The following is a 14495-nucleotide window of genomic DNA, read 5'->3' on the forward strand; positions in this document are numbered from 1 at the left end:
TCCTGCCTGAAATCGGCTTACGGGAAATTCGGGGAATGGGTAGCAGTGTTCAGCTGGCGGCCAGTTGCCGCGCCGCGCCATTGCGCCAGCGGGCCAGGTGCTCGTCGGCGTACCGCCGCAGGCAGCGCAGTACGGCGCTTTCATGCTGCACGAGGAAGAAGTGGTGACCGTCGAACATGTCCAGGGAAAACCCGCTGGCGGCGTCGAGTTGCCAGTCGAGCAGTTGGTCGGCGCGCACGCTGTCCTCCTTACCGCCGAACACATGGATCGGCATGCCCAGCGGCTCACGCTCGCCATAGGTGAAACTGCCGCACAGCAGGAAGTCGGCGCGCAGGATCGGCAGCATCAGTTGCATCAACTCGGGGTTGGCCAGGGCTTCTTCGGCGGTGCCCTGCAGCTCGCGCAGGCGGGCGATCAGTTGCTCGTCGGTTTTTTCCACGGCGTATTCACTGACATCGCGGCGCGCCGGCCCGGCGGTGCCGGAGGCAAACAGTGCCAGCGGCGCGGGCACGTTGCGCGCCTTCAGCGCGTGGGCCAGTTCGAAGGCCAACAAGCCGCCGAGGCTGTGGCCGAACAACGCATACGGCCCGCTCAGGTCACGGCTGATTTCATCCGCCAACTGCGCCGCCAGCGCCTTGATATCACGTTGCAGGGGCTCATCCATGCGCATGCCACGGCCGGGCAGTTCCAGCGGGCTCACCTGCAGCCACTCCGGCAGAGCCCGGCGCCAACGTGCGTAAACCATGGCGCTGGCGCCCGAATAGGGCAGGCAGAACAGGCGCAGTCGAGTCGGCGTATTCATCGAATCACGACTCCAAACTGAAACACGCTGTGTGCACGATAAAAACCCATTTCGCCCTCCTGCGGGTGCTGATCCTTGGCCGTTTCACTTACGGACCTGTCCCCCAGAGAACGGACGGCCGCGGCAAATAATTAGTCAGCAGGGGCGAGCGAGACGTGGTTCACACCGAACAAGAAAGCATAAGATTAGTTCGCCTTCTCATTTGACAATCATTATCATTCAGCATAATTTGTTGCCCGATGTGTAGGAGGCTTCAGCAAGGACGCCCTCCCCTAACCTCTTTTGCAACAAGGTGATTTCCATGACGGAACAAGTAACCACAGGCAGGTGCGACTCACCACTTCTCCAGGCGTTCGTCGACAATCGACTCATTCTGGTGAAGATCGCAGCACGTATTACCGGGTGTCGCTCCCGGGCCGAAGACGTAGTGCAGGACGCCTACTTCCGCCTGCAATCGGCGCCAACGATCACCTCGTCGTTCAAGGCGCAGCTCAGCTATCTGTTCCAGATCGTGCGCAACCTGGCGATCGATCACTACCGCAAGCAGGCACTGGAGCTCAAATACTCAGGAACGGAAGAGGAAGGCTTGAATGTGGTTATTCACGGCGCTTCACCGGAGACCTCGCACATCAATTTCAACACCCTGGAAAACATCGCCGACGCCCTGACCGAGCTGCCCCAGCGCACTCGCTACGCGTTCGAGATGTACCGCCTGCACGGTGTGCCGCAAAAGGACATCGCCAAGGAGCTAGGCGTCTCGCCGACCCTGGTGAACTTCATGATCCGCGACGCACTGGTGCATTGCCGCAAGGTGTCGGGCAACCACAGCGATACCTTCGCGCGCCGGGTTTAAGAACAACGCAACACCCATGTGGGAGGGCGCTTGCCCCCGATGGCGGTGGGTCAGTTACGGATACCTAAACTGGCACACCCTCATCGGGCGCAAGCCCCCTCTCACCTTTTTTGGCCTGCATTTGCAGAGCGAGAATGAGTAATGCCGCGCGCTTGTGGGCGAAGTCGAATGCCTGGTGGCAATGTGGGCAACGATTCTGCGCCGAGCCTGCGGCCCCCACGTAGCAGGGCTTATCCAGATAAAAGTAATGCACCATTGCCGCCAACCGCGCATCGAAACGCCGCAGCACTTCGCCGTGGGAAAGGCCGTAAAGGTCAGCCGGATGGGGCATCGGGGGCGCTCACAACAATCATCAACCGTTTGATCAAATGACGTGAGCAGAGCGAGGAAATTTAGCCCTCAGGGCGTCGGCATCACATCGATGCGGTAGGGTTCGAAAATCTTCAGCATCTGGCCGTTGTCGCGCAAACGCGTGAGCAACGCGGAAAACGCTTCCCGCGTGATCGGCGCCTTGGGCCGCAGCAATGCATAGTGGTGATACAGCTGGTCGATGCGCTCCGACACCAGGAACTCCCCCGCCATGTCCGCATTACGCACCATGAAATCACTCAGGTACGAGCGCGTCACCAGGGCGATATCGGCGCGGCCGCGCACCACCATCAGCAGGTTGCTGTCATGGGAGTACGTCAACGTGGCGTTGAAGTGCTCGGCCATGTACTTGGGGTCGGGGTTGAAGTGGGCAAAGGCGTAGTGATAACCGCTGAACACCGCCAGACGTTTGCCGGTGAGGTCGGCGAAATAGTCCTGGCCGCGTCCGGGCTTACGCTCGGCGACGAAAATCTCTGCGTCTTCCAGGCCCATGTCGACGCTGGTGTGGGGGATTTTCTGCCAGCCCCAGTCGGGGTTTTCAAAGATGGCCATGTCGATGCGGCCCTGCTCGAAATCACGAAAGCGCCGTGGAATGGAGGTCGGCACCAGGACAAACTGGTAATCGGTCTGCGAGGCGTTCAGGGCCTCGACCAGCTGCGGCAGCAAACCGGTGTCGGCGCCCTGCTCGGGGCGCACGGTGTAGGGCGGGAAATGCGCCGCGCCGATCCGCACCAATTGTGCAGCCGAAGCCGGCATCCACCCTGCGGTGCCCAGTGCCCATAAAGTAAGTCCTGCAGCCAGTCGCCATGGCGAAAACATCAAGGCACACACCGTTCAACACGTCGTTGGCGATAAGCTAGGCGTTTTTGTCTGGCGAGACAACTTTCCGCCCGCAAATTAATAGCTTGCGCCTTAGTCGGGTTTCAGAACCATCAACAGGGCTTCTTCGGCCAATTGTTCGAGCGTGAGGCTGCCCCCCTCGGCGCGGAACCACGTAGTGGTCCACGACAAAGCCCCGGTGAGGAAGCGCCGAGCAATGAACACATCGCCCTTGATGTAGCCAGCGGCCTTGGCCTCGCCCAGCACTTGCAGCCAGAGGGCCTCATACACGTCGCGCAGTGCCAGCACCTGGGCCTGGGCTTGGGTCGACAATGAGCGCCATTCGTACACCAGCACCGCCATGGCCTCACCGGTGCCGCCCATGATCGACTGCAATTCACAGCGAATCAGCGCCAGCACGCGTTCGCGCACGCTCGTCGCGTCCGCCAGCGCAGCGCGCATCATCGCGGTGTTGTAGTGGATGGTTTCCTCCATCACCGCGCGCAGGATCTCGTCCTTGCTCTTGAAGTGATGAAAGATGCTGCCGGACTGAATGCCCACGGCACTGGCCAGGTCGCGCACGGTGGTGCGCTCGAAGCCTTTGTTGCGAAACAGGTGAGCCGCCGTCTGCAGCAACTTACCCCGGGCGCTGTCGGGGTCGGTCAATTGGCCGCCGTCGACCATGGTGCGCATCACCTGCTGGGCTTTGTGCTCATCCATGCTGCTCTCCTCTACTTCTTTCTGACGTCTTGGCCGGCAATTTAGGCCGTGGCAGCCGACCAAGCAAGCGCTTGGGTTAAACGTTTGGCGGGAGTTTACAAACCAAGCGCTTGCTTGGTAGTCTCTTGCCAGCCATTCGAGGAAGGATTTCTCATGAGCAAGACGGTTCGTATCGGCTGCGCCAGCGCCTTCTGGGGCGACACCTGCACCGCTGCCGCCCAGCTGGTGCAAGGCGGCGCGCTGGATTACCTGGTGTTCGACTACCTGGCAGAAGTCACCCTGTCGATCCTCGCCGGTGCACGGATGAAAAACCCCCAGGCCGGTTACGCCACCGACTTTGTCGAGGTCCTCACGCCGCTGCTGGCCGATATCCAACGCCAGGGCTTGCGCGTGATCAGCAACGCTGGCGGTATCAACCCCAAGGCCTGCGCGGCCGCCCTGCAAGCAGCCTGCGACCAGGCCCGACTGCCGTTGAAAATCGCCGTGCTGCTCGGCGATGACCTGCTCCCCACGCTCACGCAATTGCACGGCGTCACCGATATGTTCAGCGCAGCGCCGCTGCCGCCGATGTGTGTGTCGGCCAATGCCTACCTCGGCGCACCGGGCATCGTGCAGGCGCTGGAACTGGGCGCGGACATCGTGATCACCGGCCGGGTGGTGGACAGCGCCGTGGTCAGCGCAGCGCTGGTGCATGAATTCGGCTGGTCCTGGCAGGACTACGACCGTCTGGCCCAGGCCGCATTGGCCGGGCATATCATCGAATGTGGCGCGCAGTGCACCGGCGGCAACTTCACCGATTGGCGCGACGTACCAGACTACGAACACATCGGTTTCCCCATTGTTGAGGTGAGCGCCGACGGCCAGTTCACCGTCAGCAAGGTCGACGGCAGCGGCGGGCTGGTCAGCGAACTCAGCGTGGCCGAACAACTGCTGTATGAAATCGGCGACCCGCGCGCCTACCTGCTGCCGGATGTGGTGTGTGATTTCAGCCAGGTCAAATTGCACCAGCAAGGCAAAAACAGCGTGCGCCTGCACGGTGCCAAGGGCTTGCCGCCCACCGACCAGTACAAGGTCAGCGCCACCTGGCCCGACGGTTTCCGCTGCACCGCCAGCTGCCTGATCGCCGGGATCGACGCGGTGGCCAAGGCCGAGCGGGTCAGCCAAGCGATCATCAACAAGACCTCTGAATTGTTCAGCCAACGCGGCTGGCCCCCCTACAGCCAAGTGAACATTGAACTGCTCGGCAGCGAAGCCACCTACGGCGCCCACGCGCGGCGCCAGGACTGCCGCGAAGTGGTGGTCAAACTCGCGGTGCGCCACCCGAGCAAACAGGCCCTGGTGTTGTTTGCCCGCGAGATCGCCCAGGCGGCCACGGGTATGGCGCCGGGGCTGACCGGGATCGTCGGCGGACGCCCCACGGTGTATCCGCTGATTCGGCTGTTTTCGTTTCTGATCGATAAAACCGCCTGCGCACCGCTTATCGATATTCAAGGCGAGCAACACCGCTGCGTGCTGCCCAGCAGCGACGCGCCTGCCCTGCCGGCCGCAGCGATTGACCCACCCAAACCCCAGGGCCGCGCTGACGCCAGTGTGCCGCTGGTGAAGCTCGCCGTGGCACGCTCCGGCGACAAGGGCAACCACAGCAATATCGGGGTGATCGCCCGCCACCCCGAGTACCTGCCGTGGATCGCCGAGGCGCTGACCCCGGAGGTCATCGTCGACTGGATGGGCCACGTGCTCGACCCCGTGCACGGCCGCGTCGAGCGCTGGTACCTGCCGGGCAGCCACAGCCTCAACTTCGTGCTGGAAAACGCCTTGGGCGGCGGCGGCATCGCCAGCCTGCGCATCGACCCGCAAGGCAAAGCGTTCGCCCAGCAACTGTTGGAAATCCCCATCGCGGTGCCGCAACACATCGCCGACTCACTCACCTAAAGGACTGCCGCCGTGGCCTTCGACTCGATCTTCAAAGCCGATTTGTTCCAAGGGCACACCGTGATCGTGACCGGTGGTGGCAGTGGCATTGGCCGCTGCACCGCCCATGAACTGGCGGCACTGGGTGCGCAGGTAATTTTGGTGGGGCGCAAGCCGGAAAAACTGCAAACGGTCGCGACAGAAATCGCCGAAGACGGCGGCATCGCCCACTGGCAGGCCTGCGATATTCGCGATGAAGAGGCGGTGAAGGCGCTGGTTACGCAGATTATTCATGAACACGGGCCCATTCATGGCCTGGTCAATAACGCCGGCGGCCAATACCCGTCGCCGCTCGCGTCGATCAATCAAAAAGGTTTTGAAACGGTGCTGCGCACCAACCTGGTCGGCGGTTTCCTGATGGCCCGGGAGGTGTTCAACCAGTCCATGAGCAAGCACGGCGGCGCCATCGTCAACATGCTCGCCGACATGTGGGGCGGCATGCCCGGCATGGGCCATTCCGGCGCCGCGCGCTCGGGCATGGACAACTTCACCAAGACTGCCGCCGTTGAATGGGGTTACGCCGGGGTGCGGGTCAACGCCGTGGCGCCGGGCTGGATCGCGTCCAGCGGCATGGACACCTACGACGGCGCGTTCAAGGCGGTGATCCCGACCCTGCGCGAACACGTGCCGCTCAAGCGCATCGGCACCGAATCGGAAGTCAGCGCAGCCATTGTGTTCCTGCTCAGCCCCGCCGCCGCATTCATCAGCGGCAGCACCTTGCGCATCGATGGCGCCGCCAGCCTGGGCAGCCGCGCCTGGCCGCTGCACAAGGCGCAGTCGCCGAGTGAACCCTTCAATGGCTTCCACCGCGCCTACCTGCCCGACGTACTCAAGGCGGAGCAATAAACCATGCCGGTGATCGAAAGCCTGATCGACGCCCATAGCGCGCAATTCGCGCAGAACCGCGCAGCCATGCTGGCCGGCATCCAGCAACTGCGCCAACTGGAACAGGCGCTGCTCGCCAAGGCCGAGCAAGCCAAGCCCAAGTTCGACAAGCGCGGCCAGTTGCTGCCGCGCGAACGCCTCAACCTGCTGCTGGACCCCGGCGCGCCGTTTCTGGAACTGGCCAGCCTGGCCGGCTACAAGCTGCACGACGACAAGGATGGCAGCGCCGCCGGTGGCGGGCTGATTGCCGGCATCGGTTACGTCAGCGGCGTGCGCATGCTGGTGGTGGCCAATAACAGCGCGATCAAAGGCGGCACCATCTCCCCCACCGGCCTGAAAAAATCCCTGCGCCTGCAGCAGATCGCCATGCAGAACAAACTGCCGGTAGTGACCCTGGCCGAAAGCGGCGGCGCCAACCTCAACTATGCCGCCGAGATTTTCGTCGAAGGCGCGCGTAGCTTTGCCAATCAGGCGCGGATGTCGGCGATGGGCTTGCCGCAGATCACCGTGGTACACGGCTCGGCCACGGCGGGTGGCGCGTATCAGCCGGGGCTGTCGGATTACGTGGTGGTGGTGCGCGGCAAGGCCAAGCTGTTTTTGGCTGGGCCGCCGCTGCTGAAAGCGGCCACCGGCGAAGTGGCCACCGATGAGGAGTTGGGAGGCGCCGAGATGCACGCGCACACCGCCGGCACCGCCGAATACCTGGCGGAAAACGACGCCGACGGCGTGCGCATCGTGCGCGAAATCGTCGGCCTGCTGCCTTGGGATGACCACCTGCCGTCACCGCCAAAACGTGCCTACGCAGAGCCGCTGTACCCCATCGACGAACTGCTGGGGCTGATCCCCGATGACCCCAAAAAGCCCTATGACGTGCGCGAAATCCTCGCCCGCCTGGCGGACGGCTCGCAGTTCCTCGAGTTCAAGGGTGAGTTCGATGCCCACACCGTCTGCGGCCATCTTCAGATCCACGGTCGCGCGGTGGGGGTCATCGGCAACAACGGCCCGATCACCCCCAAAGGCGCGAGCAAGGCGGCGCAGTTTATTCAGCTGTGCGACCAGAGCCGCACGCCGCTGCTGTTTTTGCACAACACCACCGGTTTCATGGTGGGCACCGAGGCGGAACAGCAAGGGGTGATCAAACACGGCGCAAAGATGATTCAGGCGGTGGCCAATGCACGGGTGCCTAAACTCACGGTGGTGGTCGGCGGCTCCTATGGGGCCGGCAATTATGCGATGTGCGGGCGCGGCCTGGACCCGCGTTTTATCTTCGCCTGGCCCAACAGCCGCACGGCGGTGATGGGCGGCGCCCAAGCGGGCAAGGTGTTGAGGATTGTCACCGAGGCCAAGCAGTTGAAGGACGGCCTGGTGCCCGACCCCAAGGTGCTGGACATGCTCGAGCAGGTCACCGCGCAGAAGCTCGACAGCCAATCCACCGCACTCTATAGCAGCGCGAACCTCTGGGACGACGGGCTGATTGATCCACGGGACACCCGCACGCTGTTGGGGTTTTTGCTGGATATCTGCCATGAGGCCGAGGTGCGGCCGTTGCAACCCAACAGCTTTGGTGTGGCGCGTTTCTAACAGGAGAACAACAATGATCTTCACCCAGGAACACCAGGAACTGCGCCGCACCGTGCGCGCCTTCGTCGACCGCGAGATCAACCCCTATGTGGATGAATGGGAGAAGGCCGGGCGTTTTCCCATCCACGAGGTCTTTCGCAAGGCCGGCGACCTCGGCCTGCTGGGCATTTCCAAACCGGAAAAATTCGGCGGTATGGGCCTGGACTACAGCTACTCCATCGTCGCCGCCGAAGAGTTCGGCACCATCCGCTGTGGCGGCATCCCCATGTCCATCGGTGTGCAGACCGACATGTGCACCCCCGCCCTCGCCCGCTTCGGCTCCGATGAACTGCGCGACGAATTCCTGCGCCCGGCCATCAGTGGCGAGCAGGTGGGCTGCATCGGGGTGTCCGAAACCGGTGCCGGTTCCGACGTGGCCGGGCTGAAAACCCATGCGCGCAAGCAGGGCGACGATTACGTGATCAACGGCAGCAAAATGTGGATCACCAACTCGCCCAGTGCCGACTTCATCTGCCTGCTGGCCAACACCTCCGACGACAAGCCGCACATCAACAAGTCGCTGATCATGGTGCCGATGAACACCCCCGGCGTCAGCATCAGCCCGCCCCTGGAAAAGCTCGGCATGCACAGTTCCGAAACTGCCCAGGTGTTCTTCGACAGCGTGCGCGTGCCGCAGCGCAACCGCATCGGCCACGAAGGCGCGGGCTTCATGATGCAAATGCTGCAGTTCCAGGAAGAACGCCTGTTCGGCGCGGCCAATATGATCAAGGGCCTGGAGTACTGCATCGACAGCACCATCGCGTACTGCAAGGAGCGCGAGACGTTCGGCAAGGCGCTGATCGACAACCAGGTCATCCACTTTCGTCTGGCCGAGCTGGCCACGGAAATCGAATGCCTGCGCGCCCTGGTCTACCAGGCCACCGAGCAATACATCAAAGGCCAGGACGTGACCCGCCTGGCCTCCATGGCCAAGCTCAAGGCCGGGCGGCTGGGCCGTGAAGTCAGCGACAGTTGCCTGCAATATTGGGGCGGCATGGGCTTTATGTGGGACAACCCCGTGGCCCGTGCGTATCGCGATGTGCGCCTGGTATCGATTGGCGGCGGCGCGGATGAAATCATGCTGGGCATCATCTGCAAGCTGATGGGCACCCTGCCGGGGAAAAAACCATGAATACCCTGCTGCTGGAACCGCATAACGGCGTGCTGCACATCACCCTCAACCGGCCCGAATGCCGCAATGCGATGAGCCTGGAGATGGTCAATGAATTGCGCACGGTAGTTGCGCAATTGGACAGCCAGGTGCGCGCCGTGGTGATCAGCGGCGCAGGTGGGCACTTTTGCGCAGGCGCCGATGTGAAGGACCTGATCCGCGCCGGCGATCAATTGCAGGCGTTGAACCGCGCGTTTGGCACCCTGCTGCAGGAAGTTGAAGCGGTGCCACAGGTGGTGATCGTGGTGCTGCAAGGCGCGGTGCTGGGCGGTGGGTTTGGCCTGGCGTGCGTGAGTGATATCGCGATTGCCGATCATCAGGCGCAGTTCGGTTTGCCGGAGACCAGCCTGGGGCTGCTGCCGGCGCAGATTGCGCCGTTTGTGGTCAAGCGGATCGGGCTGACCCAGGCGCGGCGGCTGGCGCTGACGGCGGCGCGGTTTGATGGGGTTGAGGCTGAGCGCTTGGGTGTGGTGCATTTTGCCGAGCGCGACCCGCAGGCGTTGGCGGAACGCCTGGATGAGGTGTTGGGACACGTGTTGCGTTGTGCACCGGGGGCGAATGCGCGGACCAAGGGGTTGTTGTTGGCCAGTGTGGAGCAGCCGTTGGATGTGGTGTTGGATCGCGGGGCGCAGTGGTTTGCCGAGGCTGTTACAGGAGAGGAAGGGGTTGAGGGGACGCAGGCGTTTGTGCAGAAGCGCAGGCCGGGGTGGGTTCGATGAGCCGCGGGGTGCATATCCGTTATTTGGGTGATGGCTGATATGGGTTCCGCTCTTACAGCGGGTCACTTTTGAAAAGAGCCCAAAAGTAACCAAAAGGCTCTTGCCCCACCACTCGGCACCTCGCTCACGCTCGGTGTGCCCGCACGCAGCCTTGAATCCGTGGGCCGCCGCGATGGGCCATCCATGGCCCAGCGCGGCTAACCCGGCGTCCTGCCGGGTTACCCACGGATTCAAGCCCGCATGCGGCCAGCGTGGTTAATGGGGCGCCTCAGATCAAGATCAAAAGCAGATCAAAAGCAGAGCAAGGCGGCCTGACAGCCGGCCTGAGTGGTGTAGAGCAAAAGCGCGGGTTGTGGGCTGGCTTGGCGGCCTTGGAACTGACCGGAGTTACGTCTGTTGATTGCGGTCAAAATGTGGGAGGAGGCTTGCTCCCGATAGCGGTGTGTCAGCCAATGCATCTGTGACTGCCCCACCGCTATCGGGAGCAAGCCCCCTCCCACATTTGACCGAGTACGGCTTCAACGATCAGGCCGGCTGTCAGGCCGCCTCGCTTGGCTTTGTTTTTGATCTGGCCCTTACATCCTTACCGCTGACGAAGTCAGCGATCTTTTGATCTGAAGCTTTTGATCGTGATCTTGATCTAGGCGCCCCATCAAAACACGCTGGCCGAACGCAGGCTTTGGAGCGTGGGCAACCCGGCAGGACGCCGGGTTAGCCGCGCTGGGCCATGGATGGCCCATCGCGGCGGCCCACGCTCCAAAGCCGGAGTGAGGGCACACCGAGCCGGAGGCGAGGTGCCGAGTGTTGGGGCGAAGCGTTTTTGGTTACTTTTTGCGCTCTTCAAAAAGTGACCCGCTGTAAGAGCGGAACCATAAGCAGCCGTTACCGCAGCAACGGATATGCCCCCAATCACCCCTTGTGAAGCTTGCTCATCAACTGCGCCTCAGCCTGAGTCAACCCACACGACTGCGTCAGCTCATCCACCGTAGCCCCCATTCCGACCAACCTGGCCGCCTGGGCAAACGACAAACTCGAAGGATCCCGCTGCTCAATCTGCGCCAACTTATCAGGCAACGGCGCAAGAATCGCGCGCAGTTCATGCACCTCATCCCCCACCTTCACCGCACTTTGCTGGTAATGATCAACACGCTTGACCAACTCAAGAATGCGCCTGTCACGCACAGCATCACGCTCGGCCTGTTGCAGGCCCAATTCCCGTTGCTGGCGCACATAGCGCAGCAGGAAGGCCAAGGTCCCGGCCCACAACAGGGCCAGGACAATTACCACTGCCTCAAGGAACAATCAGATGCTCTCCAGTTCCGACCACTCTTCTTCGCTCATCATCTTGTCCAGCTCAACCAGAATCAGCAGTTCGCCGTTCTTGTTGCACACGCCCTGGATGAACTTGGCCGATTCTTCGTTACCCACGTTCGGCGCGGTTTCCACTTCCGATTGGCGCAGGTAAACCACTTCCGCCACGCTGTCGACCATGATCCCGACCACTTGCTTGTCGGCTTCGATGATGACGATACGCGTGTTGTCGTTGACTTCAGTCGGCACCAGACCGAAACGCTGGCGGGTGTCGATCACCGTCACCACGTTGCCGCGCAGGTTGATGATGCCCAGCACGTAGCTGGGTGCACCCGGAACCGGCGCGATCTCGGTGTAGCGCAGCACTTCCTGCACGCGCATCACGTTAATGCCGTAGGACTCGTTGTCCAGTTTGAAGGTAACCCATTGCAGGATCGGATCATCCAAACCTTGTGCGGACGCTGACTTGTTCATACCCCTGACCCCTTCAAATGCCGTTACGTACGGCGTGTGTGCTTCGCCGACCGCACTCGCATGCGGCCCTTATTGTTCAATCAACTGTGTTTGTTCAGCGCCATCGTCTTGACTGCGCCGCTGGCGATCAACTCGGCCAGCTCGGCGACGTCCAGCAACGCGCACATGTGTTCAATCACGGTGCCCGCCAGCCAAGGCCGTTGGCCCCGGTGGCTGCGCCATTTGATTTCATTCGGGTCCAGGCGCAACGAGCGGCTGACTTGATGCACCGCCAGCCCCCACTCGTAGCCCTGCACCGAGATCACGTATTGCAAACCCTGGCGGAAATCATCGCGGTAGCGGTCCGGCATCACCCAGCGGGCGGTGTCCAGCACCTTGAGGTTGCCGGCCTGGCTGGGCAGGATGCCGAGGAACCACTCCGGTTGCCCGAACAGCGGGGTCAGCTCCTGGCCTTCCAGGGAATAGATCGAGCCCAGGCACACCAGCGGCACTGCCAGGGTCAACCCGGCGACGTCAAACAGCAGGCATTCGAACGGCTCCGCAGCCCAGGCCGGGCGGCCATCGCCGGTCACCGGCGGCGGCGTGATGCTCGGCGGCAGGTGCACTTCCACGACCGGCTCGACCACGGCCGGCGCAACCACCACGGGGGCAACGACTGCCTGGCTGATCGGCACCACCACGGGCGCGGGCACAACCACCGGCGCGACCTGTGCATCGCGGGCCTGTTCTTCGAGCACTGCCAGCTGGAATTCATCCAGCGTGCTGTGTGGCGCTACCGCCGGCTCCAGCACCAGGATCGGTTGGGCTTCCTCGGTCGCATCCTGCAGCAAGGCATCCAGGTAGGATTCCAGTGCCAGTTGCGGCCGGGTCTTGAATTCGACGGGACGGTTCATCACGCCACCTGCGCAACAAGCTGCTGGGACAGCAGATGTTTGAGCAACGCGCGATAAGCCATCACGCCACGGCTTTTAGCATCGAACTGCGAAGGCGTCAGGCCCGCGCGGCTGGCATCGCGCAGGCGCGTGTCCACCGGGATGTAGCCGTTCCAGATCGTCTGCGGGTAGGCATCGCGCAGCACACGCAAAGTGCCGAGGGACGCCTGGGTACGACGGTCGAACAAGGTCGGCACGATGCTGTACGGCAACGCTTGCTTGCGCGAGCGGTTGATCATCGCCAGGGTGCTGACCATGCGTTCCAGGCCTTTGACCGCCAAGTGTTCGGTCTGCACCGGGATCACCAACTGCTGGCTGGCCGCCAAGGCATTGACCATCAGCACACCCAGCAACGGCGGGCTGTCGATGATCGCGTAGTCGAAATCCTGCCACAGCTGCGCCAGGGTCTTGGCGATCACCAGGCCCAGGCCGCTTTGCCCCGGCGACTGGCGCTCAAGGGTCGCCAGCGCGGTGCTGGACGGCAGCAGGGAAATGCTTTCGTTACTGGTGGGCAGCAGCAGTTGCCCCGGCAAGTCGGCAGGCACGCTGCCCTTGTGCAGGAACAGGTCGTAGCAGCTGTGTTCCAGCGCGTCCGGGTCGTAGCCGAAATAGCTGGTCATCGAGCCATGGGGGTCCAGGTCCACCACGACCACACGCTTGCCCGCCTCGGCCAGCAAGCCGGCTAAAGCGATGGAGGTGGTGGTCTTGCCGACCCCACCTTTTTGATTGGCAACTGCCCAGACTCTCATTCGGATGGTTCCTCCCGGCAGGCACAGGCGCGACCGAGACATTGCATAAGGTTATTGAGCCGGTGACGGAGAATTGACGGCACTCTGCCGAACCGGCGGCTTTGCAGGGGCCGGTGCAGTTTGTGTGCCAGCCCGCTTCAAGGCCGCGTCCGGTGTTGCATTGGCGGTGCCGGTGCCGGTCAGGCTGCGGCGCACATCCAGGTTACGCGAAACCACCAACACCACCCGACGGTTGCGCGCGCGGCCTTCCGCCGTGGCGTTATTGGCCACTGGCTGAAACTCGCCGTAGCCCACCGAGGCCAAGCGGCTTGGGTTCACATCCTGCATCGCGAGCATGCGCACGATGCTCGCCGCTCGCGCCGACGACAGCTCCCAGTTGGTCGGGTACTGCGCGGTGCTGATCGGAATATTGTCGGTAAAGCCTTCCACGTGGATCGGGTTTTCGAACGGTTTGAGGATCGCCGCCACCTTGTCGATGATGGTGAACGCCTGGTCGCTGGGCATCGCATCGGCGCTGGCGAACAGCAGGCTGGAGTTCAGCTCGATCTCGACCCACAACTCATTACCGCGCACGGTCATCTGGTTGGAGCTGATCAGGTCGCCAAACGCAGCGCTGATATCGTCGGCGATGCTTTTCAGCGGGTCGCTGGTGCCGCCCACGCCGGCGGCGGTTTCATCACTGTCGTTGACCAGCGGCTTGGCCGGGGTCACGGTCTTGGGCCGCTCTTCGCCGATAGGGATCGGCTTGAGGGCGCGGTCGGCGTCGTTGAACACCCCGATCAACGCCTGGGAGATGACCTTGTACTTGCCTTCGTTGATCGACGAGATGGAGTACATCACCACGAAAAAGGCGAACAGCAAGGTAATGAAGTCCGCGTAGGACACCAGCCAGCGTTCGTGGTTGACGTGTTCTTCAGGCTCGCGACGGCGACGGCTCATTGGCAGCCCCCCCTGCATTCAATGTAGCGAGCGGGCTTGTTGTGGCGAGCGGGCTTGCCCGCGTTGGGGCGCGCAGCGCCCCCAAAACCAGACGCCGCTACCCGTCTGAAAGAACGCGTTGCCTGGACTGGGGCTGCTTCGCAGCCCAACGCGGGCAAGCC

Annotated in this window: 15 protein-coding genes; 6 read left to right on the plus strand and 9 right to left on the minus strand. The window is 62.6% G+C overall.

Annotated elements, in window-relative coordinates; genetic code table 11:
- Nucleotides 1–49 precede the first annotated feature (49 nt).
- Nucleotides 50–802 carry an alpha/beta fold hydrolase gene (locus tag GIW02_RS20340; RefSeq protein WP_236414882.1) on the minus strand — a complete coding sequence of 251 codons (753 nt, stop codon included), beginning with the start codon at nucleotides 800–802 and terminating at the stop codon, nucleotides 50–52.
- Between the two features lie 301 nt (nucleotides 803–1103).
- Between GIW02_RS20340 and GIW02_RS20345 the strand changes: the two genes are divergently transcribed.
- The gene (locus GIW02_RS20345; RefSeq protein ID WP_236414884.1) at nucleotides 1104–1655 is read left to right on the plus strand and encodes an RNA polymerase factor sigma-70; all 552 of its coding nucleotides are present in this window, start codon (nucleotides 1104–1106) and stop codon (nucleotides 1653–1655) included.
- Nucleotides 1656–1719: 64 nt separating this feature from the next.
- Here the strand turns inward: GIW02_RS20345 and GIW02_RS20350 are convergent, their stop codons facing one another.
- The 3 genes from GIW02_RS20350 to GIW02_RS20360 form a co-directional block, all read right to left on the minus strand.
- A complete protein-coding gene (locus GIW02_RS20350; protein WP_236414887.1) occupies nucleotides 1720–1986 on the minus strand; it encodes a hypothetical protein in 267 nt (88 codons plus the stop codon).
- 68 nt (nucleotides 1987–2054) lie between these two features.
- Nucleotides 2055–2843 (minus strand): PhnD/SsuA/transferrin family substrate-binding protein, encoded by a 789-nt coding sequence (locus GIW02_RS20355; protein ID WP_236414889.1) that lies wholly within the window; start codon nucleotides 2841–2843, stop codon nucleotides 2055–2057.
- Between the two features lie 93 nt (nucleotides 2844–2936).
- A complete protein-coding gene (locus GIW02_RS20360) occupies nucleotides 2937–3563 on the minus strand; it encodes a TetR/AcrR family transcriptional regulator (protein ID WP_236414890.1) in 627 nt (208 codons plus the stop codon).
- 153 nt (nucleotides 3564–3716) lie between these two features.
- On the opposite strand from GIW02_RS20360, the gene GIW02_RS20365 reads away from it, so the two are divergent.
- Genes GIW02_RS20365 through GIW02_RS20385 form a run of 5 tightly spaced genes read left to right on the plus strand, consistent with a single transcriptional unit; the run spans nucleotide 3717 to nucleotide 9929 of the window.
- On the plus strand, nucleotides 3717–5495 hold the full coding sequence (locus tag GIW02_RS20365; RefSeq protein ID WP_236414891.1) for an acyclic terpene utilization AtuA family protein: 1779 nt from the start codon (nucleotides 3717–3719) through the stop codon (nucleotides 5493–5495).
- Between the two features lie 12 nt (nucleotides 5496–5507).
- On the plus strand, nucleotides 5508–6380 hold the full coding sequence (locus tag GIW02_RS20370; RefSeq protein WP_236414892.1) for an SDR family oxidoreductase: 873 nt from the start codon (nucleotides 5508–5510) through the stop codon (nucleotides 6378–6380).
- 3 nt (nucleotides 6381–6383) lie between these two features.
- Nucleotides 6384–8000 (plus strand): acyl-CoA carboxylase subunit beta, encoded by a 1617-nt coding sequence (atuC, locus tag GIW02_RS20375; RefSeq protein WP_236414906.1) that lies wholly within the window; start codon nucleotides 6384–6386, stop codon nucleotides 7998–8000.
- A gap of 13 nt (nucleotides 8001–8013) precedes the next feature.
- Nucleotides 8014–9171, plus strand: a complete 1158-nt coding sequence (atuD, locus tag GIW02_RS20380) for a citronellyl-CoA dehydrogenase (RefSeq protein WP_236414908.1) — start codon at nucleotides 8014–8016, stop codon at nucleotides 9169–9171.
- The gene (locus GIW02_RS20385) at nucleotides 9168–9929 is read left to right on the plus strand and encodes an enoyl-CoA hydratase-related protein (RefSeq protein WP_236414909.1); all 762 of its coding nucleotides are present in this window, start codon (nucleotides 9168–9170) and stop codon (nucleotides 9927–9929) included. The genes atuD and GIW02_RS20385 overlap by 4 nt, the downstream gene beginning before the upstream one ends.
- Before the next feature lie 909 nt (nucleotides 9930–10838).
- Here the strand turns inward: GIW02_RS20385 and GIW02_RS20390 are convergent.
- From GIW02_RS20390 to motD, 5 genes are all read right to left on the minus strand, one after another.
- Nucleotides 10839–11231, minus strand: a complete 393-nt coding sequence (locus GIW02_RS20390; protein ID WP_236419834.1) for a DUF2802 domain-containing protein — start codon at nucleotides 11229–11231, stop codon at nucleotides 10839–10841.
- A complete protein-coding gene (locus tag GIW02_RS20395) occupies nucleotides 11232–11714 on the minus strand; it encodes a chemotaxis protein CheW (RefSeq protein ID WP_010564003.1) in 483 nt (160 codons plus the stop codon).
- Nucleotides 11715–11794: 80 nt separating this feature from the next.
- The gene (locus tag GIW02_RS20400) at nucleotides 11795–12607 is read right to left on the minus strand and encodes a CheW domain-containing protein (RefSeq protein WP_236419832.1); all 813 of its coding nucleotides are present in this window, start codon (nucleotides 12605–12607) and stop codon (nucleotides 11795–11797) included.
- The gene (locus tag GIW02_RS20405) at nucleotides 12607–13395 is read right to left on the minus strand and encodes a ParA family protein (RefSeq protein WP_236419830.1); all 789 of its coding nucleotides are present in this window, start codon (nucleotides 13393–13395) and stop codon (nucleotides 12607–12609) included. The genes GIW02_RS20400 and GIW02_RS20405 overlap by 1 nt, the downstream gene beginning before the upstream one ends.
- Before the next feature lie 51 nt (nucleotides 13396–13446).
- On the minus strand, nucleotides 13447–14334 hold the full coding sequence (gene motD / locus GIW02_RS20410) for a flagellar motor protein MotD (protein WP_116626217.1): 888 nt from the start codon (nucleotides 14332–14334) through the stop codon (nucleotides 13447–13449).
- Nucleotides 14335–14495 lie beyond the last annotated feature (161 nt).

Source organism: Pseudomonas syringae (genome assembly GCF_021606685.1).
Taxonomy (GTDB): Bacteria; Pseudomonadota; Gammaproteobacteria; order Pseudomonadales; family Pseudomonadaceae; genus Aquipseudomonas; species Aquipseudomonas syringae_R.